The organism is Streptosporangium sp. H13245, from assembly GCF_055690525.1.
This window is the reverse complement of record NZ_JBSZKT010000001.1, coordinates 106,293-127,810: the sequence shown is the minus strand read 5'-3', so window position 1 is coordinate 127,810 and position 21,518 is coordinate 106,293. Positions and strand designations below refer to the sequence as shown.

Below are 21,518 nucleotides of genomic sequence, written 5' to 3'. Positions count from 1 at the left end.
GACGGCGGTGGTGGCAGCGGGGTCCGGCCACGCGTGCGGAGAGTGCCGTGAGGGAAGCCCCGCGTGAGGTCCCCCGCGAGCCCGAGCGCCGGGTCGGGACGGTCACGGCCCCGGTGGCCGACCGCCCGCAGTACACCTGGAAGGACTTCGAGCTCGACGACGAGAGTCCCAGGGCCCAGCCCAACTCCCCCGACACCCCCGACCTGGGTGACGGCCTGCGCCACTGCGGGCGCCTGGAGCGCATCCTGCACCGCCAGTGGGACTCGCGGCGGGAGACACCGCCCCCCGAGGTCGTACGGGCGGTGGAGAGCCTGGCGAGGCTGCCGGACGTGCTGAAGGACAAGCTGGCCGCCGGTCTCGACGGCATCTACGTCGGCGCGGGCGGGGTGCCCGACCTGGACGACATGGGATACCTGCGCGGCGCGCCGCTCCCCTCGGGCCGGGCGACGTGGGACGTCTGCGCGGGGGCGTACGGCGACCACAAGATCGTGGTGGGAGACCGCCCCTCGCCCACCCCCGACGTGATGATGCACGAGGTCGGGCACGCCCTGGACGACGTGGACGCCCCGCACGGCGACTGGGTGTCCGACTCCCCGGAGTTCGCCGCCCTCTACGCCCAGTGCGTTCCCGTGCTGGCCTCGGGGTTCCATCTCCAGTCGAACGACCTGGGGCGCAAGGAGTTCTTCGCCGACGCCTTCGCCGCGATCGTCTCCCGGCAGCGCCCCGCGCTGGTGGACATGCTGGGCGGCGACACGCGGATGGCGCTCAACGTCATGTTGTTCTTCAACCGGCGCTACGGAATCTAGGTGATCTGGGATGTACGTCGTCAGGCTCGCTGACGGGACCCTGCGCGTGCCGCAGACCCTGGCCAGCGATGACGGGCGTCTGATCGGCAACGCCTACGTGGAGGTCTCTCCGGGGGATCCCGACTACGACCGCTGGCTGGCCGAGTCGCTCACCGAGGAGGAGTGGGCCGAGCGCCGCCGCCGGTGGCTGGAGGAGAACGACGAGCTGGAGCGGGAGTTTCTGGCCTTCAAGGCCGAGCAGGAGACCTAAGAGGCTCGGGGGCTTCGCGGAACCGGGGAGATCGGGGGCCGGAGCGCGCCGGGTGGCTCCGGGTGCGGAACGCGGCGGCGGGCCCGGCGGGGCGGGTGGCCCGGTGACGGGGGAGGTCACCGTCCGTGTCGTGTCGTACTTCACACGACTCCACGGTGACCCTGCGGCTTCCGGGTAAGGCGCGCAGGATCACCGATGGTGTGACGTCCTAAGTCGTCAGACGCGCGGGGACTCGCCTGCCGGCCGTTCGGCCGTCAAGACGTCCTCTCCACGCAGAAGGGCGTGCACTTCCGACTCGCGGAAACGCCGGTGCCCTCCGGGGGTACGGATGCTGCTGATGCGGCCTGCCGCGGCCCAGCGTGTAACCGTCTTTGGGTCGACCCGGAAGAGGGCGGCAACCTCTCCGGGCGTCAGCAGACGCTCGCTGCTACTCTCCACAATCTCTCCCCCTCGCATCCCGCTTCCTGCCAGCGGGCGGACAGGTAACCAGTGTGCCGAGCGAAGCCTGATTTATCCGTGGTTTTCAACAAAGATCACGGGTTGTTATCTACTGCCTGCCCGATTGTTATATGATAGAGCCTTTTTGAGGCTCTCGTGGGTGTTTCTTTACGAAACAGATCTCTTGGGAAGACTAGCAGCGCTCGCAGTGGATGCGAAGAGTTACGCCTACAGCCACCGCGATCGCGACGGCGTGAGCGGAGTGACGTAGCCTCGACGCTGTGCATCCCGTCATCGTTTACACCGCGTCCCGGGTCGGTCTGCTGGCCGTGAGCCTGGGAGTGCTCTATATCCTCGGCCTGCGCCAGCCCCTGGTCCTGTTGATCGCCGCATTCCTGGTCAGCGGTGTGGCCAGTTACGTCCTGCTCTCGAAGCAGAGAGACGCGCTGAGCGAGCGAATCACTAAGAATCGGGAGTGATCGGCAACGGGAACATGCCGACTCGGGCATGGTACTCGTGACCAAGGTGGGTTGTGTCACTACCAACCAGTAATCCGCCGGGATGCGCGAGGAATGCCTTGACCCCGATTCCGCGTTCCCGCGTCGGGTTCCATGTCAGGGCCTTGCCGGTACGCGGATGGATCGCGCCGATCCCCGGCCGCGCCACCGCCCCGGGGCCCGCGGAGTCGTGGCCGCTCGGATTGTTCAGCCAGCGCTGGTGCCCGCCGACATAGACGGCCGCCCCCGTCGCCGCCACCGCGTACAGCGAGTCGCCCCCGGTGTGGTTCACCCATGTCGGCTCCACCATGCCGCGCGCGCCGGTCTCGAAGCGGGCGGCGGTGTCGCACATCCGGTCCGGGCCCCCCGGGCCGCCGGTCGTGACGACGGCGAGGTAGCTCCCGTCGGGGGCGAAGTCCAGCCCCCGCACGTAGCCGGGGAAGTCGGCCATGCACCTGCCCCGGTAGGCGTCGGTCCGCCACGGCGCGACCACGGCCGGTGACGCGGCGAGGCCCGGCATGGAGGCGTCCGGTGCGGAGGTGCCCGATGCGAGGGCGCTCAGCGCGGAGGCGCCCGGTGCGAAACTCGGCGTGAGGGTGCTTGACACGGGAGTGTTCGGGGCGGTGACGGTGATCAGGCCGAGCTGGGCGCGCGGCAGGCCGCCGAGGGTGGTGAAGTCGCCGCCGACCGCGAGCCTGCCGTGGCTGAGGGAGATCGCGTGGACCCTGGTCCTGCCTCCCCTGGGCGCGCCGGGCTCGATCGTGAAGGACGGGTCGGCCGCGCCGGTGACGGCGTCGAGCCTGGCCAGTGCCGTACGGGCGACGCCGCCGACGTGGGTGAAGTCGCCGCCCGCGTAGAGGTGGCGGCCGAGCCTGGCCAGGCCGGTGACCGTGCCGCCGAGGACCTGGGCGTCGAAGCGGGGGACCGGGGAGCCGTCGGAGAGCCGGAGCAGGGCCAGGCCCCGCGTCCGCGCCCCGCCGGTCTTCGTGAACCGCCCGCCCGCGTAGACGGTGCCGTGGACCCCCGCCGCCAGGGCCTGGACCGGGCGGTCGAGACGCGGCGCGAAGCCGGGCAGGATCCGGCCGGTGGCCAGGTCGTAGGCGAAGAGGTTGGTGCGCGGCAGCACCCTCGCCTCCCGCACGCTCCCGGCCTCGCGCACCTCGCCGAACGAGCCGCCGACCACCACCGTGCCGTCCACCAGCGCGATGGCGTTGACGATCCCGTCGAGCACGTGGGGAGTGGTGTCCACCGGATCGGCCGAGACGACCCTGCTGTGCTTCGTGGTGCCGGCGGCGGCGATCCCGGAGGGAACCAGGATCAGGACCGCGACCAGCGCGTAAGTGGCTCTGGCAAACATTCGACAATTTTTAGCATGCTCTGAGTAATGTAATGACTACTTTCCGTGGATTGTCGGGGCGGCCCTAGGGTGGGGGTCATGACGCGCGCTTCTCTGGACAAGCAGCCGCACGAGGTCGCCGCGATGTTCGATCGCACGGCCAGGCGGTACGACCTTGTCAACGACGTTATCTCGCTGGGCCAGGTCCGGCTGTGGCGCAAGGCCGCCGCCGCGGCCGTCGACGCGGGCCCCGGCGAGCTGGTCCTCGACCTCGGCGCGGGCACCGGTACGTCCACCGACGCGTTCACCACGCTGGGCGCCCGCGCGATCGCCTCCGACTTCTCGCTCGGCATGCTGAGCACCGGGGTCAGGCGCAGGGGAGGCTCGGGCATCTACGGAGGGGGCGTGCGGAACGTCAGTTTCGTCGCGGGCGACGCGCTGCGGCTGCCCTTCGCCGACGACGTCTTCGACGCGGTGACGATCTCCACGGCACTGCGCAACGTGCACGACACCGGCCAGGCGCTGCGCGAGATGTACCGGGTGGCCAGGCCGGGCGCGCGGCTGGTGATCCTGGAGTTCTCGCACCCCACGCCGAAGTCCTTCGACCTCGTGTACTCGCAGTATCTGATGAGGCTGATGCCGCAGGCCGCGAAGCTGTTCGGGTCCAACGACGACTCCTACGAGTATCTGGCGGAGTCGATCAGGGCCTGGCCCGACCAGGCGGGGCTGGCGAAGATCATTCAGGGGGCGGGCTGGGAACGCGTCGCCTGGCGCAATCTCACCTTCGGAATCGTGGCCCTTCACCGTGCGTACAAGCCCGTTTAGAAGATTCACGGGCGATGGCAACACCCGCCTGACACTTTGCCCTGCAAAGGCGTTAGACTTCGGCCCGACAAGTTTGTGAAGCCCTTCACAAAGGAACGAAAGGCCCCTTACCCCGAGGCCCCTTAAGCGTGTAGGACAGGACAGGTCCCGTGACCGTGCCAGCCGCCACACAGCGGAAAGTCGCTGAGGCTGACGCCGACGTCATCGTCGTCGGCGCCGGGCCCGCCGGTTCGACAACCGCTTTCCATCTCGCGCAGGCCGGGCTCGACGTCCTGCTGCTCGAGAAGACCACCTTCCCCCGCGAGAAAGTCTGCGGCGACGGGCTGACGCCCCGAGCGGTCAAGCAGCTCATCGCGATGGGGATCGACATCGACGCCCCCGGCTGGGTCCGCAACAAGGGCCTGCGCGTGGTCGGCGGCGGGATGCGCTTCGAGCTCGACTGGCCTGAGCTGTCGAGTTACCCCGACTTCGGCCTGGTCCGCACCCGCCAGGACTTCGACGAGATCCTGGCCGCCAACGCGGTCAAGGCGGGCGCCCGCCTGCTGCAGGGGGTCAACGTCACCGCCCCGGTCCTCGACGAGCGCAGCGGGCACATCACCGGCGTGGTCGCCAGACGGGACGGCCAGGAGGTCACCTACCGCTCGCGGCTGGTGGTCGCCGCCGACGGCAACTCCACCCGCATCTCCCTGGCGATGGGGCTGCACAAGCGCGAGGACCGCCCGATGGGCGTCGCCGTGCGGACCTACTTCGAGAGCCCCCGCCACGACGACGACTACCTGGAGACCTGGCTGGAGCTGTGGGACGGCGACACCCTGCTGCCCGGCTACGGCTGGATCTTCGGCGTCGGCGACGGCACCTCCAACGTGGGCCTGGGCCTGCTGAACACCAGCGAGTCCTTCAAGGGCATGGACTACCGTGACCTGCTCAAACGCTGGGTGAAGGGCATGCCCCCCGAGTGGGGCTACGTCGAGGAGAACATGACGGCCCCCATCAGGGGCGCCGCGCTGCCGATGGCCTTCAACCGCCAGCCGCACTACACGCGGGGCCTGGTGCTGGTGGGCGACGCGGGCGGGATGATCAACCCGTTCAACGGCGAGGGCATCGCGTACGCGCTGGAGACCGGCCACATCGCCGCCGAGATGATCGTGCAGGCGCTCGCCAGGGCCACCCCCGCGCAGCGGGAGCGCGTGCTGCGGGCTTACCCTCAGACCCTGAAAGACGCATACGGTGGTTACTTCACCCTCGGCAGGGGATTCGTGGAGCTGATCGGGCACCGCGGGGTGATGAACTTCGCCACGCGTCACGCGCTGCCGCACCCGCACCTGATGCGGTTCGCGCTCAAGCTTCTTGCTAATCTCACCGACCGGCGGGGTGACGCGTCCGACCGCATCATCAACGCCCTGTCGAAGGTGGCTCCACCGGCATGAGATCGACGAGTGCCGAGCACCTGGGGCCGAGGGCGATGATCGCCCTGCCTAGACTTTCGAAATACACCACAACGCAGAGCTACGCGCCGGCGCGCGTGGAGATGGGAGAGGAGGCGTAGCGATGGAGTTGTACGCACCCATCCTGGTGCTCGCCGTTCTCGCGGCGGGATTTGCGATCTTCTCGGTGACGATCGCCCCCTTCACCGGTCCCAAGCGCTGGAACCGCGCGAAACTCGACGCCTACGAGTGCGGGATCGAGCCGACGCCCCAGCCCGTGGGCGGAGGACGCTTCCCGCTGAAGTACATGGTCACCGCGATGCTGTTCATCGTGTTCGACATCGAGATCATCTTCCTCTACCCGTGGGCGGTCGCGTTCGACCAGCTCGGGATCTTCGGGTTGGTCGAGATGCTGCTGTTCATCGTCACCGTGCTCGTGGCCTACGCGTACGTGTGGCGCCGCAAGGGTCTGGACTGGGACTAGATATGGGTCTTGAAGAGAAACTTCCGAGCGGGTTCATGCTCAGCACGGTCGAGCAGGTCGCCGGCTGGGCACGCAAGAACTCCGTCTGGCCGGCGACGTTCGGCCTTGCCTGCTGTGCCATCGAGCTGATGTCCACCGGCGGTCCCAAGCACGACCTGGCGCGCTTCGGCATGGAGCGCGCTTCGGCGTCTCCGCGCCAGGCCGACCTGATGATCGTCGCGGGGCGGCTGTCGCAGAAGATGGCCCCGGTGCTGCGCCAGATCTACGACCAGATGGCCGAGCCCAAGTGGGTCATCGCGATGGGCGTCTGCGCCTCCAGCGGCGGCATGTTCAACAACTACGCGATCGTGCAGGGCGTCGACCACGTCGTCCCCGTCGACATCTACCTGCCCGGCTGCCCGCCGAGGCCCGAGATGCTCATCGACGCGATCGTCAAGTTGCACGACAAGATCCAGAACACGAAGTTCGGCGCCCACCGCGCCAAGCAGATCGACGAGCTCGAACTGCAGGCCCTGCGGACGCTGCCGCTGATCGACCAGGGAACCGCCAAATGACGAGCGAACCCGCTGACAACCTCCCCGAGGTGCCGGAGGAGCCGATCGCCCACCTGGGCATGTTCGGCGCCTCGGGCACCGGTGACACCTCGGGCTACGGCCGCCTCGTCGTGCGGCGCAAGCCCGAGCTGTCCAGCGCCCGCCCGTACGGCGGCTACTTCGACACCGTCGCCGACGAGCTGGAGCGCGCCCTCGGCGGCGATCTCGCCGACGCCGTCGAGCGCGTGGTCGTCGACCGGGGCGAGCTGACCTTCCACGTCAGGCGCGAGCGCCTGCTCGACGTCGTCAGGGTCCTGCGCGACGATCCCGCCCTGCGTTTCGAGCTCTCGCTCGGCGTCTCCGGCGTGCACTACCCCCACCTGGCGGGCCAGGAGCTGCGCGCGGTGATCCACCTGTGCTCGATCACGCACAACCGCCGCCTGCGCGTCGAGGTCTCCTGCCCCGACGACGACCGGCACATCCCCTCCACGGTCTCGGTCTACCCGACGCACGACTGGCACGAGCGCGAGACCTGGGACTTCTTCGGCATCGTCTTCGACGGGCACCCGGCGCTGACCCGCATCATGATGCCCGACGACTGGGACGGTCACCCCCAGCGCAAGGACTACCCGCTCGGCGGCATCCCGGTCGAGTACCGCGGCGCCGAGATCCCCGCGCCGGACCAGAGGAGGTCCTACACATGAGCGTCCCCCACCAGGAGACGAAGGAGACCATCGGCGGCCCGTACGACGACACGTACGACGAGGCCACCGAGGGCAAGGTCTACACCGTCTCCGGCAACGACTGGACGGAGCTCGTCGAGACCCTCTCCGGCCAGCAGGACCAGCAGCTCGTCATCAACATGGGCCCCCAGCACCCGTCCACGCACGGCGTGCTGCGCCTGGTCCTGAACCTGGACGGCGAGACGGTCACCGAGGCCCGCACGGTCATCGGCTACCTGCACACCGGCATCGAGAAGAACCTCGAATACCGGACGTGGACCCAGGGCACGACGTTCGTCACCCGGATGGACTACCTGGCGCCGATCTTCAACGAGACCGCCTACTGCATGGGCGTCGAGCGGCTGCTGGGCATCACCGACCGGATCCCCGAGCGGGCCCAGGCCATCCGCGTGATGATGATGGAGCTCACCCGGATCTCCTCGCACATGGTGGCCATCGGCACCTTCGGCATGGAGCTGGGCGCGACCACGCCGTTCCTCTTCGGGTCCCGCGAGCGCGAGATGGTGCTCGACGTGATGGAGTACATCACCGGCCTGCGGATGAACATGGCCTACGTCCGGCCCGGAGGCGTCTCCGTCGACCTGCCCGCCGGTGCCGTCGACAAGGTCGGCGAGCTGCTCAAGGTCATGCCGGGGCGCATCAAGGACATGCGCAAGATGCTCGACGCGAACCCGGTCTACCTGGCCCGCACCAAGGACGTCGCCTACCTCGACCTCACCGGCTGCATGGCGCTGGGCGTCACCGGCCCGATGCTGCGGGCCGCCGGTCTGCCCTGGGACCTGCGCAAGTCGCAGCCCTACTGCGGCTACGAGACCTACGACTTCGACGTCCCGACGGAGAAGACCGCCGACGTCTACGGCCGCTACCTGGTACGGGTGGCCGAGATGGAGGAGTCGCTCAAGATCATTGAGCAGGCGCTCGACCGCCTCTCCGGGCCGCTCAAGAACGGCCGGGTGATGGTCGACGACAAGAAGATCGGCTGGCCCGCGCAGCTCGCGCTCGGCCCCGACGGCCTGGGCAACTCGCCCGACCACATCGCGCACATCATGAGCGGCTCCATGGAGGCGCTGATCCACCACTTCAAGCTGGTGACCGAGGGTTTCCGGGTCCCGGCCGGGCAGGCGTACGCCTCGGTCGAGTCGCCCCGCGGCGAGCTCGGCGCCCACGTGGTCAGCGACGGCGGGACCCGCCCCTACCGCGTACACTTCCGCGACCCGTCCTTCACGAACCTGCAGGCCATGCCCGCGACGTGTGAGGGCGGCATGGTCGCCGACGTCATCTCGGCGGTGGCCTCGATCGACCCGGTGATGGGAGGTGTCGACCGATGAGCGCGACCACGGGCCCGGCCGACGGCAGGGCAGGCGCGACGAGCGGCGAGGCCGCCCTCCAGGGCGGCGAGGAGGTGAGCGCGACCGTGACCAAGGGGTACGCGCCGGAAGTGCGCGAGCGCCTGGAGCGCGACGCCAAGGAGATCATCGGCCGCTACCCGAAGCCGAGGTCGGCCCTGCTGCCCCTGCTGCACCTGGTGCAGTCGGAGGACGGCTACGTCTCCGACGACGGCCACGAGTTCTGCGCCGAGATGCTCGGCCTGAGCAAGGCCGAGGTCGTGGGCGTCTCCACCTTCTACACCATGTACAAGCGCAGGCCGATGGGCCAGTACCACGTGGGCGTGTGCATCAACACGCTCTGCGCGGTCATGGGCGGCGACCAGATCTGGGACGAGCTGTCCGAGCACGCGGGCATCGGCCACGACGAGACCACCCCCGACGGCAAGGTCTCGCTGGAGCGGCTGGAGTGCAACGCCGCCTGCGACTTCGCCCCGGTGATGATGGTCAACTGGGAGTTCTTCGACAACCAGACCCCGGCCTCGGCCAAGCAGCTCGTCGACGACCTCAGGGACGGCAAGGAGCTCTCCCCGACCCGGGGGCCGAAGAAGCTCTGCACGTTCAAGGAGGCCTCGCGGGTGCTCGCGGGCCTGCCCGACGGCCTGGCCGGAGACGGCCCCTCGGCGAACGGCGCCTCCCTGGAGGGCCTGAGGATCGCCAAGGCCAACGGATGGAAGGCCCCGGAGGCGTGAGCGTGCCACGGAGCGGAGCCACCACGAGCGGGCGCGCCGGTCAGACCGGCGCGCGCGGGCGCAACGAGCGTGCCAGCGGGCACGGCGCGGCCTCGTCACGGAGCGACGGGCCGTCAGGCGAGGAGACGAAGTGACCACTCTCACCCCGGTTCTCACCGCGAACTGGGACCAGCCCAACTCCTTCACCCTGGAGGGCTACGGCGACTACTCGGCGGCCAAGAAGGCGCTGGGCATGGACCCCGACGCCGTCATCCAGGCCGTCAAGGACTCCGGACTGCGCGGCCGGGGCGGCGCGGGCTTCCCCACCGGCATGAAGTGGGGCTTCATCCCCCAGGGGGACGGCAAGCCGCACTATCTGGTGGTCAACGCCGACGAGTCCGAGCCCGGCACGTGCAAGGACATCCCGCTGATGATGGCCAACCCGCACTCGCTGGTCGAGGGCGTCATCATCACCGCGTACGCGATCAGGGCCAACCACGCCTTCATCTACGTGCGCGGCGAGGTGCTGCACGTCGTGCGCCGCCTGCAGGCGGCGGTGGCCGAGGCGTACGCCAAGGGCTATCTCGGCACCGACCTGTTCGGCTCCGGCTTCGACCTGGAGCTGGTCGTGCACAGCGGGGCGGGCGCCTACATCTGTGGCGAGGAGACGGCGCTGCTCGACTCGCTGGAGGGCTATCGCGGCCAACCTCGGCTCAAGCCCCCCTTCCCCGCCGTGGCGGGCCTGTACGCCTCGCCGACCGTCGTCAACAACGTCGAGTCGGTCGCGAGTGTTCCCTCGATCGTCGCCAACGGCGCCGACTGGTTCGCCGGGATGGGCACCGAGAAGTCCAAGGGCTTCGGCATCTTCTCGCTGAGCGGCCACGTGACCAGGCCCGGCCAGTACGAGGCCCCGCTCGGCATCACGCTGCGCGAGCTGCTGGAGATGTCCGGCGGCATCCGCGAGGGCCACCGGCTCAAGTTCTGGACCCCCGGCGGGTCGAGCACCCCGATCTTCACCGACGAGCACCTCGACGTCCCGCTGGACTTCGAGTCCGTCGGGGCCAAGGGCTCGATGCTCGGCACCCGGGCCCTGCAGATCTTCGACGAGACCACCTGCGTGGTGCGCGCGGTGCTCCGCTGGACGGAGTTCTACGCGCACGAGTCGTGCGGCAAGTGCACCCCCTGCCGGGAGGGCACCTTCTGGCTCAAGCAGGTGCTCAAGCGGCTGGAGAAGGGCCAGGGCACCGAAGAGGACCTGACCACGATCACCGACATCGCCGACAACATCCTGGGACGCTCGTTCTGCGCCCTGGGCGACGGTGCCACCAGCCCCATCCACTCGTCGGTGAAACACTTCCGCGACGAATACCTCAAGCACTTCGAGATCGGCGGCTGCCCGTTCGATCACGCCCCGTCCAGGCTGTGGGGTGCCCAGTGAGCGCGCGGATCCAGGCAACCGGCAAGCACAGCACCGTCTCGGTCGCCAGGCCGACGGAGGAGACGCCATGACCGTCGAAGCCACCACCCCGGCGCAGCAGGTGCCGGTGAACCTGGTCACCGTCACCATCGACGGCTTCCAGGTGAGCGTCCCGAAGGGCACTCTGATCATCCGGGCGGCCGAGCTGCTCGGCATCCAGATCCCCCGGTTCTGCGACCACCCGCTGCTGGAGCCGGCCGCCAACTGCCGCCAGTGCCTGGTGGACATCCCCGACGCCGGAAACGGCCGGGGCTTCCCCAAGCCGCAGCCCTCCTGCGCGATCGAGGTCGCCGAGGGCATGGTCGTGCAGACCCAGCTCACCTCCCCGGTCGCCGAGAAGGCGCAGCGCGGCGTGATGGAGCTGCTGCTCCTGAACCACCCGCTCGACTGCCCGGTCTGCGACAAGGGCGGCGAGTGCCCGCTGCAGAACCAGGCCATGTCCAACGGCCAGGGCGAGAGCCGCTTCACCGAGAAGAAGCGGATCTTCGAGAAGCCGGTCGCGCTCTCCTCGGAGGTGCTGCTCGACCGCGAGCGCTGCGTCCAGTGCGCGCGCTGCATCCGCTTCTCCGACGAGATCGCCGGAGACCCGCTCATCGACTTCTTCGAGCGCGGGGCCAAGGAGCAGGTCGCCACCGCCGACGGCCGCCCGTTCGAGTCCTACTTCTCGGGCAACACCGTGCAGATCTGCCCGGTGGGCGCGCTGACCGGTGCCGCGTACCGCTTCCAGGCCCGCCCGTTCGACCTGGTCTCCACGCCCAGCGCCTGCGAGCACTGCGCCGGGGGCTGCTCCCTGCGCACCGACCACCGGCGCGGCAAGGTCACCCGCCGCCTGGCCGGGGACGACCCCGAGGTCAACGAGGAGTGGAACTGCGACAAGGGCCGCTGGGCCTTCACCTATGCGACCCAGCCGGACCGGCTGAGGACCCCCCTCGTCCGTGACGAGGAGGGACGCCTGGTCCCGGCCTCCTGGCCCGAGGCGTTCGCCGCGGCCGCCAAGGGCCTGTCCGCCGCCCGCGGGCGCGCGGGCGTGCTGGTCGGCGGTCGCCTCACCGTCGAGGAGGCGTACGGGTACGCGAAGTTCGCCCGGATCGCTCTCGGCACGAACGACATCGACTTCCGCGCCAGGCCGCACTCCGAGGAGGAGGCGCGGTTCCTGGCGCACGCGGTCGCGGGCAGGGGCATCGAGGTCCGCTACGCCGACCTGGAGAAGGCGCCCGCGGTGCTCCTGGCGGGCTTCGAGCCCGACGAGGAGTCGCCGATCGTCTTCCTGCGCCTGCGCAAGGCGTGGCGCAAGAAGGGCCTGAAGGTCTTCTCGGTCGCGCCGTTCGCCGGTCCCGGGCTCGCCAAGATGGGTGGCACCCTGATCCCGGCCGTGCCGGGCTCGGAGACCGCCGTCCTCGACGACCTGGCCGCCGTGGACGCGCTCGCCGCCGAGGCGATCAGGCAGCCGGGCGCGATCATCCTGGCCGGTGAGCGGCTCGCCACCGTGCCGGGCGCGCTGTCGGCGCTGCTGCGGCTCGCCGGCTCCACCGGCGCCCGCCTCGCCTGGATCCCGCGCCGCGCCGGTGAGCGCGGGGCCGTCGAGGCCGGGGCGCTGCCGAACCTGCTGCCGATCGGCCGCCCGGTCGGCGACGAGACCGCCCGCGCCGAGGTGGCGAGGGCGTGGGACGTCGCCTCCCTGCCCGAGGGCGAGGGCCGCGACACCACCGCCATGCTGGCGGCGGCGCTCGACGGCCGGATCGACGCCCTCGTCGTCGCCGGTGTCGACCCCTACGACCTGCCCGCGCCGCAGGCCGCGCTGCTCGCCCTGGAGAACACCCCGTTCATCGTGAGCCTGGAGCAGCGCGCCAGCGCGGTCACCGACCGCGCCGACGTGGTGCTCCCGGTCGCCGTGGTGGCCGAGAAGTCGGGCACCTTCGTCGACTGGGAGGGACGCGGGCGCACCTTCGAGGAGGCGCTCCGGGTTCCGGGGGTCATGAGCGACCTGCGGGTCGTCTCCGCGATCGCCGACGCCATGGACGTGCACCTCGGCCTGCCCGACCCCGCCGCCGCCCGCCGCGAGCTCACCTCGATCGGCGCGTGGCGCGGCCCCAGGGCCTCCGCCCCCGACGCTGTCGGCCGGACCGCCGTCAGGCCGGAGGCCGGGGAGGCCGTCCTGGCCAGCTGGCACCTGATGCTCGACGACGGCCGCCTGCAGGACGGGGAGCCGTACCTCGCGGGTACCGCCCGCCCGGCCGTGGCGCTGGTGTCGGAGTCCACCGCGGCCGAGTCCGGCCTGGTCGACGGCGGCGAGGTCGTCGTCAGCACCGAGCGCGGCTCGCTGAGCCTGCCCGTGCGGATCGCGGACCTGCCCGACCGGGTGGTGTGGCTGCCCGCCAACTCCGCGGGCCGCTCGGTCACCCGGGACCTGCGCGCCGTCGCCGGTGACGTGGTCAGGATCGGCGCCTCCTCAGGGAACGCCGTGTCCAACGGGGACGCCGTCGCGGGCACCGGGCCCGACGAGCGTGCCACCGGCACGACGGCCGGCGAGGCACGCGCCGCCGGCGAAGCTAACGAGGAGCGGTAATGAATGCCCGGACTCTTCTAGCGGCCGATCCGACCCTCGCCGACTTCGGCAAGGACCCGCTCTGGATCAGCATCATCAAGGCCGCCGTCATCTTCATCGTCCTGATGCTGGGCGTGCTGTTCGGCGTGTGGTTCGAGCGCAAGCTCATCTCCCGCATGCAGAACCGGTACGGCCCCAACCGGGCGGGCAAGTTCGGGTTGCTCCAGTCGGTGGCCGACGGTCTCAAGATGGGGCTGAAGGAAGACCTGATGCCCAGGACCGTCGACAAGGTGATCTACTTCATCGCCCCGGTCGTCCTGGCGGTCCCGGCCTTCCTCGCCTTCTCCGTCATCCCGATGGGCCCGATGGTCTCGATGTTCGGGGTCCAGACGCCGCTGCAGCTCACCGACCTGCCGGTCGCGGTGCTGCTGGTGCTCGCGATGGCCTCCATCGGCGTGTACGGCATCGTGCTGGCCGGCTGGGGCTCGCGCTCCCCGTACTCGGTGCTCGGCGGCCTGCGGGCCAGCGCCCAGGTGGTCTCGTACGAGATCGCGATGGGCCTGTCGTTCGTGGGCGTCTTCCTGTTCGCCGGGACCCTCTCCACCTCGGAGATCGTCGCGGCGCAGGCGACGGGCGGGGTGGTCACCCTGGGCGGCGTGCAGTTCTCGATGCCCTCCTGGTACATGGTCCTGCTGATCCCGTCCTTCCTGATCTACATCATCACGATGCTGGGCGAGACCAACCGGGTCCCCTTCGACCTGCCCGAGGGCGAGGGCGAGCTGGTCGGCGGCTTCCAGACCGAGTACTCCAACTCGTTGAAGTTCGCGGTCATCATGCTCGCCGAGTACGTCAACGTCTTCGTGGTCTCCGCGGTCTCCATCACACTGTTCATGGGCGGCTGGCGGGCCCCGTGGCCGATCTCCATGTGGGACGGGGCCAACACCGGCTGGTGGCCGCTGCTGTGGTTCTTCATCAAGATGGTGCTGGTCTTCTCCTTCTTCGTCTGGTGCCGGGCCTCGCTGCCGCGCGTCAGGTACGACCAGCTGATGGCCCTCGGCTGGAAGATCCTCATCCCGGTCAACCTGGCCTGGATCCTGCTCGTCGCCACGGTCAGGGCCCTGCAGCTGGAGAGCGTCGACCGCTCGCTCGTGCTCATCCTGGCCGCGGTCGTGATGATCGGCTGCCTCGGCATCTGGTGGCGCTTCGACAGCGTGCTGCAGAAGCGCAAGGAGGCCAAGGCCGCCCAGGTCGAGGCCGAGTTCGAGCAACTCCAAGCCGAGCCGTCCGCGGGTGGCTTCCCGGTGCCGCCGCTCGACCTGCCGCACTACCACGGTGTAGCGCGCAAGGAGGTTCCCAGTGGGAGCAACTGATTGGCTGAACCCCATCAAGGGGTTCGGCGTGACCTTCCACACGATGTTCAAGAAGGTCGAGACGGTCAACTACCCCGAGGAGCAGCGGCCCACGGCGCCGCGCTTCCATGGCCGGCACCAGCTCAACCGCTGGCCCGACGGCCTGGAGAAGTGCGTCGGCTGCGAGCTGTGCGCCTGGGCCTGTCCGGCCGACGCGATCTTCGTCGAGGGCGCGGACAACACCGACGAGGAGCGGTTCTCGCCGGGTGAGCGCTACGGGCGCACGTACCAGATCAACTATCTGCGGTGCATCCTGTGCGGCCTGTGCATCGAGGCGTGCCCGACACGGGCGCTCACGATGACCAACGAGTACGACCTCGCCGACACCAGCCGTGAGAGCCTGATCTACACCAAGGAGATGCTGCTCGCGCCGCTCGGTCCCGGCATGGAGATCCCGCCGCACCCCATGCGTCTCGGCGAGACCGAAGAGGACTACTACCGGCTGGGACGCAACAATGGGTGAGACCATCACGTTCTGGGTTCTGGCGGTCGTCTCGGTGGGGGCGGCCCTCGGGCTCGTCTTCAGCCGCAAGGCGGTCTACTCGGCCCTGATGCTCGGCGTCGTCATGCTGTCGCTGGCCGTGCTGTACGCGGTCCAGGACGCCCCCTTCCTCGCCGCGGTGCAGATCATCGTCTACACCGGCGCGGTCATGATGCTCTTCCTGTTCGTCCTGATGCTCGTCGGCGTCGACTCCGCCGACTCGCTGGTCGAGACGATCAAGGGGCAGCGCCTCTGGGCGGCCGTCGCGGGCCTGAGCTTCGCGGCCCTGCTCGCCCTGGGCGTCGGCAACGCCACCTACGCCGCGCCCACCGGCCTCGCCGGGGCGGTGAAGGAGGCGGGCGGCAACGTGCCCTCCCTGGCGCAGCTGATCTTCACCAGGTACGTCTTCGCCTTCGAGGTCACCTCGGCGCTGCTGATCACCGCCGCGCTCGGCGCGATGGTGCTGGCGCACCGCGAGCGTGTCCGGCCCAAGGCCACCCAGCGCGACCTGGCCCGCGCCCGCTTCACCGGCCCGCAGCCCTCGCCGCTGCCGGGGCCCGGCACCTACGCGCTGCACAACGCGATCGACATGCCGGCCCTGCTGCCCGACGGAACGGTCGCGGAGAAGTCCATCAACCGGGTGCTCGCCCGGCACGAGATCGAGGACGGCTTCGCGCCGACCGACCCGGCGAAGGCGGCGCTCATCAAGCAGGTCCTGGAGAAGGACGCGGCCGAGGGCCGCGACTCCGACCCGGACGACGAGCCCGTCCATGTGAGGGACGCGGCACTCCAGCAGGAGGACAGCAAGTGACCACTCACTACCTGGTGCTCTCCGCGCTGCTGTTCGCGATCGGCGCCGTCGGTGTGCTGGTGCGGCGCAACGCGATCGTGGTGTTCATGTGCGTGGAGCTCATGCTCAACGCCTGCAACCTCGCGTTCGTCACCTTCGCCAGGCAGCAGGGCAACCTGGACGGCCAGATCATCGCGTTCTTCGTGATGGTGGTGGCCGCGGCCGAGGTCGTCATCGGCCTCGCCATCATCGTGATGATCTTCCGAACCCGCAGGTCCGCGTCGGTGGACGACGCCAACCTGCTGAAGTACTAAGAGGTGGCCGTGGAACCCGCTGAGATCATCCAGCATTCCGGGGGCGTGATCGGAGTCTCCTGGCTCATGATCGCACTCCCGCTGCTCGGCGCCGCGGTCCTGTTGCTGGGCGGGCGCCGCACCGACCGCTGGGGGCACCTCCTCGGCGTCGCGATGTCCCTGGGCGCCTTCGTGGTGGCGGTCGCCGCCTTCGTCCAGATCCTCGGCCTGCCCGACGCCCAGCGTCGCCAGGGTGTCGCGCTCTACCAGTTCATCCCCGGCGTCGCCGACATGGGGCTGCTGATCGACCCGCTGTCGATCAGCTTCGCCCTGCTGATCACCGGCGTGGGATCCCTGATCCACATCTACTCGATCGGCTACATGTCGCACGACGTCGACCGGCGCAGGTTCTTCGCGTACCTGAACCTGTTCGTCGCGGCGATGCTCCTGCTGGTGCTGGCCGACAACTACGTCGCCCTGTTCATCGGCTGGGAGGGCGTGGGCCTGGCCTCGTACCTGCTCATCGGGTTCTGGCAGTTCAAGCCCTCGGCGGCGGCCGCGGCCAAGAAGGCCTTCATCGTCAACCGCGTCGGTGACTTCGGCCTGCTGATCGCGGTCTTCACGGTCTTCACGACGTTCGGCACGGTCGCCTTCAGTGACCTGTCCGGTGAGACCGTGAGCGGGGCGATCCAGTCCGGCGCCGCCTCGCAGGGCACGATCACCGCGATCGGCCTGCTGCTGCTCCTGGGCGCCTGCGGCAAGTCGGCCCAGCTGCCGCTGCAGTCGTGGCTGCTGGACGCGATGGAGGGCCCGACCCCGGTCTCGGCCCTCATCCACGCGGCGACCATGGTCACCGCGGGCGTCTACCTGGTCGTCCGCTCGGGCGCGTTCTTCGAGGCCGCCCCGACCGCGCAGCTCGTCGTGACGATCGTCGGTGTGGCCACGCTGCTCGCCGGTGCGATCATCGGTTGCGCCAAGGACGACATCAAGAAGGGCCTCGCGGGCTCGACGATGTCGCAGATCGGCTACATGATGCTCGGCGCGGGCCTCGGCCCGGTCGGCTACGCCTTCGCCATCGCGCACCTGATCGGGCACGGCTTCTTCAAGGCCAACATGTTCCTCGGGGCGGGCTCGGTCATGCACGCCATGAACGACGAGGTCGACATGCGCAGGTACGGCGGGCTGTTCTCGGTGATGAAGGTCACCGCGGCCACCTTCATCGTCGGCTACCTCGCGATCATCGGCTTCCCGCTGCTGTCCGGTTACTTCACCAAGGACGGCATCATCGAGACGGCGATGGAGCACAACCAGATCCTGGGCTGGCTCGCGGTCGTGGGCGCGGGCATCACCGGCTTCTACATGTCGCGGATGGTCTTCATGACGTTCTTCGGCAAGAAGCGCTGGGCCGACGACGCGCACCCGCACGAGTCGCCCTCGGTGATGACCGTGCCGCTCATCCTGCTCTCGATCGGCTCGATCGTCCTGGGCGCCTTCCTGGTCCTGGACAACCGGCTCATGAGGTTCCTCGCCCCGGCGGTGGGCCTGCCCGAGGAGCTCCCCGGCTTCCACCCCTTCAGCGTCCCCGGCCTGGCCACGCTCGCGCTGGTCGCCGCCGGTGTCGCCTTCGCCTGGTTCCGCTACGGTGCCGCCGAGGTGCCCGCGGTCGCCCCGCGCGGCTCGTTCCTCACCACCTTCGCCCGCCGTGACCTGTACGGCGACGCGCTGAACGAGGCGCTGTTCATGCGCCCCGGCCAGTGGCTGGCCCGCATCGCGGTGTTCTTCGACAACCGCGGCATCGACGGCCTGGTCAACGGCCTGGCGGCGGGGATCGGCGGGACCTCCGGGCGGCTGCGCCGCATCCAGACCGGATACGTGCGGTCCTACGCGTTGTCCATCCTCTTCGGTGCCGCCGTGGTCGTTGGCGCGCTGCTCTACGTAGGGAACATGTGATGCCCTGGCTCTCGACCCTGATGGCCGTGCCCGTTCTGGGCGCGGTGGGTGTCTCCCTTGTCAAGAGTGACAAGCTCGCCAAGCAGCTGGCCCTGGTGGTCTCGCTGGTCGTGCTCGCGCTGACCGTCGTCCTGGCGGTCCAGTTCGACCCGGCCTCCGAGACGCGCTTCCAGTTCGCCGAGGTCTACGACTGGATCCCGCGCTTCGGCGTCCACTACGGCGTCGGCGTCGACGGCATCGCCCTGGTGCTGATCGCGCTCTCGGCCGTGCTCGTGCCGATCGTGATCCTCGCCTCCTGGCACGACGCCGACGGCTCCGGGGCCGCGGCCCCGCCCAAGCGGTCGGTGAAGACGTACTTCGCGCTGCTGCTGGTGCTGGAGGCGATGATGATCGGCGTCTTCGCGGCGACCGACGTCTTCCTCTTCTACGTCTTCTTCGAGGCGATGCTCATCCCGATGTACTTCATGATCGGGTCGTACGGCGGGGCGCAGCGGTCCTACGCGGCCGTGAAGTTCCTGCTGTACTCGCTCTTCGGCGGCCTGCTCATGCTGGTCGCGGTGATCGCGCTCTACGTGGTCGCCGGGAAGAACACCTTCATGTTCCCCGAGCTGATCGCGGCCGTTCAGGACCCGACCACGCAGAAGTGGCTCTTCGCGGGCTTCTTCATCGCGTTCGCGGTCAAGGCGCCGCTGTGGCCCTTCCACACCTGGCTGCCCGACGCCGCCGCGCAGGCCCCGGCAGGCGCCGCAGTGCTGCTGGTGGGCGTGCTGGACAAGGTCGGCACGTACGGGATGCTGCGCTTCTGCCTGGAGCTGTTCCCCGAGGCGTCGAAGTTCTTCACCCCGCTGGTGATCGTGCTGGCGGTCGTGGGCATCGTCTACGGCGCGATCGTGGCCATCGGCCAGACCGACATGAAGCGCCTGATCGCCTACACCTCGATCTCGCACTTCGGCTTCATCGCGCTGGGCGTCTTCGCGATGACCTCGAACGCGGGCGCGGGCGCCACCCTCTACATGGTCAACCACGGCTTCTCGACCGGCGCGCTGTTCCTGGTCGCCGGGTTCCTGATCTACCGCCGGGGTTCCAGCCAGATCGCCGACTACGGAGGCGTGCAGAAGGTCGCCCCGCTGCTCGCGGGCACCTTCCTGATCGCCGGGCTGTCCGGGCTCTCCCTGCCGGGTCTGTCCACGTTCGTCAGCGAGTTCATGGTGCTGCTCGGCACCTACGAGCGCTACCCGGTCCCGGCGATCATCGCGACCAGCGGCGTCGTCCTGGCGGCCGTCTACGTCCTGTGGATGTACCAGCGCATGATGACCGGCGCCCCGAACGTGGCGTACGCCGTGCCCGTCGCCGCCTCCTCCGCTTCGGACTCTTCGGACTCTTCGGAGGAGTCGGGGCAGGTCCTGGCCGACGCCCCGAAGAAGCCCGCGTTCGCCCTGCCCGACCTCGACCGGCGTGAGAAGTTCGTGGTGGCCCCGCTGATCGCGGTGCTCCTCGTCCTGGGCTTCTTCCCCAAGCCGGTGCTCGACGTGATCAACCCCGCGGTGGACAAGACGCTCACCAGCATCAACATCGAACAACCCAAACCCGCCGTGGCGGACCAGAAGGGGGCCGGCGAGTGAACGGCACCATCCAACCCCCCGTGATCGAGTACGCGCTGCTCTCGCCGATGCTGCTCGTCTTCGGCGCGGCCATCGTCGGTGTGCTGGTCGAGGCGTTCGCGCCCCGCTACCTGCGCAAGTCGATCCACATGCCGCTCACGCTGCTCGCCCTGCTCGGCGCGTTCCTGATGACGGTCCTCAACGCCGTCAACGGCCTGCCGGACGCCGCGGCGGCGATGGGCTCGGTCGCGGTGGACGGGCCGTCCCTGTTCATCTGGGGCATCATCCTCGTCCTCGCCCTGGTCAGCACGCTCCTGATCAACGACGAGGAGCAGTTCGTCGCGCAGGCGGCGGCGGTGCCGGGCAGCCCCGACGAGGAGGAGGCGATCCTCAGCGGCTACGCCCAGACCGAGGTCTACCCGCTGCTGCTGTTCTCGGTCGGCGGCATGCTGCTCTTCGCCTCCGCCAACGACCTGCTGATCATGTTCGTCGGCCTTGAGGTCATGTCCCTGCCGCTGTACCTGCTCTGTGGCCTGGCTCGCCGTCGCCGCCTGCTCTCGCAGGAGGCCTCGGTCAAGTACTTCCTGCTCGGCGCGTTCTCCTCGGCCTTCTTCCTGTACGGGATGGCCCTGGTCTACGGCTACGCCGGGTCGGTGGACCTGGGGGCCATCAACGCCGCGCTCAGCGCGGTGAGCGGCCAGGAGACGCTGCTGCTGATCGGCACCGCGCTGCTCGGCATCGGCCTGCTCTTCAAGATCGGGGCCGCGCCGTTCCAGGCGTGGAAGCCTGACGTCTACCAGGGCGCGCCCACCGCGGTCACCGCCCTTATGGCCTCCACCGTCCTCGTCGCGGCCTTTGGGGCCGTTCTGAGGGTCTTCTGGGTGGCTCTGGGCGGGCTTGAGTGGAACTGGAAGCCGGTCATGTGGGGCGTCGCGATCCTGACGATGATCGTCGGCGCGATCCTGGCCATCACCCAGACCGAGATCAAGCGGATGCTCGCCTACTCCTCGATCGCGCACGCGGGCTTCCTGCTCACCGGTGTCGTCGCGATCGGCGCCGCCGAGCAGAACGCGCAGGCCCTCTCGGCCATCCTGTTCTACCTGGCCGCGTACGGCTTCACCACGGTCGGCGCCTTCGCGGTCGTCACCATGGTCCGCGACGCGGGCGGCGAGGCCGGGCACCTGTCCCGGTGGGCCGGTCTGGGCAAGCGCTCCCCGATTCTGGCGGGCATCTTCGCCTTCTTCCTGCTGGCGTTCGCGGGCATCCCGCTCACGAGCGGCTTCTTCGGCAAGTACGCCGTCTTCTCGGCGGCGGTCGCCGGTGACGCCCTGCCCCTGGTCGTCGTGGGTGTGGTCAGCTCGGCGATCGCGGCGTTCTTCTACGTCCGCGTCATCGTGCTGATGTTCTTCAGCGAGCCCTCCGCCGACGGGCCGTCCATCGCGGCGCCCACGGTGGGCACCTCGGCTGTGGTCGCCCTGGCGGCAGCGGCTACGGTAGTGCTCGGGGTCTTCCCGCAGCCGGTGCTCGATCTCGCGGATCAGGCTGCGTCCGCGCTGTTCATTCGCTAGAGGAGTAACGTT

21 protein-coding genes are annotated in these 21,518 nt (G+C 69.4%); 19 read left to right on the top strand and 2 right to left on the bottom strand.

Annotated elements, in window-relative coordinates:
- Nucleotides 1–47: 47 nt before the first annotated feature.
- Both ACW9TB_RS00620 and ACW9TB_RS00615 read left to right on the top strand, forming a co-directional pair.
- On the top strand, nucleotides 48–806 hold the full coding sequence (locus ACW9TB_RS00620) for a hypothetical protein (protein WP_472745912.1): 759 nt from the start codon (nucleotides 48–50) through the stop codon (nucleotides 804–806).
- 10 nt (nucleotides 807–816) lie between these two features.
- The gene (locus tag ACW9TB_RS00615) at nucleotides 817–1,056 is read left to right on the top strand and encodes a hypothetical protein (protein ID WP_440067964.1); all 240 of its coding nucleotides are present in this window, start codon (nucleotides 817–819) and stop codon (nucleotides 1,054–1,056) included.
- Nucleotides 1,057–1,272: 216 nt separating this feature from the next.
- Here the strand turns inward: ACW9TB_RS00615 and ACW9TB_RS00610 are convergent, their stop codons facing one another.
- Nucleotides 1,273–1,512: a BldC family transcriptional regulator gene (locus ACW9TB_RS00610; RefSeq protein ID WP_012887349.1), complete on the bottom strand. Its 240-nt coding sequence runs from the start codon at nucleotides 1,510–1,512 to the stop codon at nucleotides 1,273–1,275.
- 263 nt (nucleotides 1,513–1,775) lie between these two features.
- Between ACW9TB_RS00610 and ACW9TB_RS00605 the strand changes: the two genes are divergently transcribed.
- On the top strand, nucleotides 1,776–1,973 hold the full coding sequence (locus tag ACW9TB_RS00605) for a DUF4229 domain-containing protein (RefSeq protein ID WP_472745911.1): 198 nt from the start codon (nucleotides 1,776–1,778) through the stop codon (nucleotides 1,971–1,973).
- Here the strand turns inward: ACW9TB_RS00605 and ACW9TB_RS00600 are convergent.
- Entirely contained in the window at nucleotides 1,957–3,348 is a 1,392-nt protein-coding gene (locus tag ACW9TB_RS00600; protein WP_472745910.1) for a delta-60 repeat domain-containing protein, read from the bottom strand. The two genes, ACW9TB_RS00605 and ACW9TB_RS00600, sit on opposite strands and share 17 nt — an antisense overlap.
- 78 nt (nucleotides 3,349–3,426) lie before the next feature.
- Between ACW9TB_RS00600 and ACW9TB_RS00595 the strand changes: the two genes are divergently transcribed.
- The 16 genes from ACW9TB_RS00595 (at nucleotide 3,427) to nuoN (ending at nucleotide 21,506) form a co-directional block, all read left to right on the top strand.
- Nucleotides 3,427–4,152 (top strand): demethylmenaquinone methyltransferase, encoded by a 726-nt coding sequence (locus ACW9TB_RS00595; protein ID WP_472745909.1) that lies wholly within the window; start codon nucleotides 3,427–3,429, stop codon nucleotides 4,150–4,152.
- 149 nt (nucleotides 4,153–4,301) lie between these two features.
- Nucleotides 4,302–5,579, top strand: coding sequence for a geranylgeranyl reductase family protein (locus ACW9TB_RS00590; RefSeq protein ID WP_472745908.1), 1,278 nt, complete (start codon nucleotides 4,302–4,304; stop codon nucleotides 5,577–5,579).
- A 121-nt stretch (nucleotides 5,580–5,700) separates the two neighbouring features.
- Nucleotides 5,701–6,060, top strand: a complete 360-nt coding sequence (locus tag ACW9TB_RS00585; protein WP_329089076.1) for an NADH-quinone oxidoreductase subunit A — start codon at nucleotides 5,701–5,703, stop codon at nucleotides 6,058–6,060.
- Between the two features lie 2 nt (nucleotides 6,061–6,062).
- The gene (locus tag ACW9TB_RS00580) at nucleotides 6,063–6,614 is read left to right on the top strand and encodes a NuoB/complex I 20 kDa subunit family protein (RefSeq protein ID WP_030916695.1); all 552 of its coding nucleotides are present in this window, start codon (nucleotides 6,063–6,065) and stop codon (nucleotides 6,612–6,614) included.
- Entirely contained in the window at nucleotides 6,611–7,297 is a 687-nt protein-coding gene (locus ACW9TB_RS00575) for an NADH-quinone oxidoreductase subunit C (protein WP_472745907.1), read from the top strand. The genes ACW9TB_RS00580 and ACW9TB_RS00575 overlap by 4 nt, the downstream gene beginning before the upstream one ends.
- Nucleotides 7,294–8,664, top strand: coding sequence for an NADH-quinone oxidoreductase subunit D (locus ACW9TB_RS00570; RefSeq protein WP_472745906.1), 1,371 nt, complete (start codon nucleotides 7,294–7,296; stop codon nucleotides 8,662–8,664). Before ACW9TB_RS00575 ends, ACW9TB_RS00570 begins: the two co-directional genes overlap by 4 nt.
- Entirely contained in the window at nucleotides 8,661–9,413 is a 753-nt protein-coding gene (gene nuoE, locus ACW9TB_RS00565; protein WP_472745905.1) for an NADH-quinone oxidoreductase subunit NuoE, read from the top strand. The genes ACW9TB_RS00570 and nuoE overlap by 4 nt, the downstream gene beginning before the upstream one ends.
- 130 nt (nucleotides 9,414–9,543) lie before the next feature.
- Nucleotides 9,544–10,830, top strand: coding sequence for an NADH-quinone oxidoreductase subunit NuoF (gene nuoF, locus ACW9TB_RS00560; protein WP_472745904.1), 1,287 nt, complete (start codon nucleotides 9,544–9,546; stop codon nucleotides 10,828–10,830).
- A 67-nt stretch (nucleotides 10,831–10,897) separates the two neighbouring features.
- Nucleotides 10,898–13,435 (top strand): NADH-quinone oxidoreductase subunit G, encoded by a 2,538-nt coding sequence (locus ACW9TB_RS00555; protein WP_472745903.1) that lies wholly within the window; start codon nucleotides 10,898–10,900, stop codon nucleotides 13,433–13,435.
- Complete coding sequence (gene nuoH, locus ACW9TB_RS00550) at nucleotides 13,435–14,784, top strand: NADH-quinone oxidoreductase subunit NuoH (RefSeq protein ID WP_472745902.1); 1,350 nt, start codon at nucleotides 13,435–13,437, stop codon at nucleotides 14,782–14,784. The genes ACW9TB_RS00555 and nuoH overlap by 1 nt, the downstream gene beginning before the upstream one ends.
- Entirely contained in the window at nucleotides 14,771–15,286 is a 516-nt protein-coding gene (nuoI, locus tag ACW9TB_RS00545) for an NADH-quinone oxidoreductase subunit NuoI (protein WP_389919290.1), read from the top strand. Before nuoH ends, nuoI begins: the two co-directional genes overlap by 14 nt.
- The gene (locus ACW9TB_RS00540) at nucleotides 15,279–16,115 is read left to right on the top strand and encodes an NADH-quinone oxidoreductase subunit J (RefSeq protein WP_472745901.1); all 837 of its coding nucleotides are present in this window, start codon (nucleotides 15,279–15,281) and stop codon (nucleotides 16,113–16,115) included. Before nuoI ends, ACW9TB_RS00540 begins: the two co-directional genes overlap by 8 nt.
- On the top strand, nucleotides 16,112–16,408 hold the full coding sequence (gene nuoK / locus ACW9TB_RS00535; RefSeq protein ID WP_329089089.1) for an NADH-quinone oxidoreductase subunit NuoK: 297 nt from the start codon (nucleotides 16,112–16,114) through the stop codon (nucleotides 16,406–16,408). Before ACW9TB_RS00540 ends, nuoK begins: the two co-directional genes overlap by 4 nt.
- A gap of 66 nt (nucleotides 16,409–16,474) precedes the next feature.
- Nucleotides 16,475–18,337: an NADH-quinone oxidoreductase subunit L gene (gene nuoL / locus ACW9TB_RS00530; protein WP_472746515.1), complete on the top strand. Its 1,863-nt coding sequence runs from the start codon at nucleotides 16,475–16,477 to the stop codon at nucleotides 18,335–18,337.
- Nucleotides 18,337–19,959, top strand: coding sequence for an NADH-quinone oxidoreductase subunit M (locus ACW9TB_RS00525; protein ID WP_472745900.1), 1,623 nt, complete (start codon nucleotides 18,337–18,339; stop codon nucleotides 19,957–19,959). Before nuoL ends, ACW9TB_RS00525 begins: the two co-directional genes overlap by 1 nt.
- A complete protein-coding gene (nuoN, locus tag ACW9TB_RS00520) occupies nucleotides 19,956–21,506 on the top strand; it encodes an NADH-quinone oxidoreductase subunit NuoN (RefSeq protein WP_472745899.1) in 1,551 nt (516 codons plus the stop codon). The genes ACW9TB_RS00525 and nuoN overlap by 4 nt, the downstream gene beginning before the upstream one ends.
- The last annotated feature ends 12 nt before the right edge of the window (nucleotides 21,507–21,518 follow it).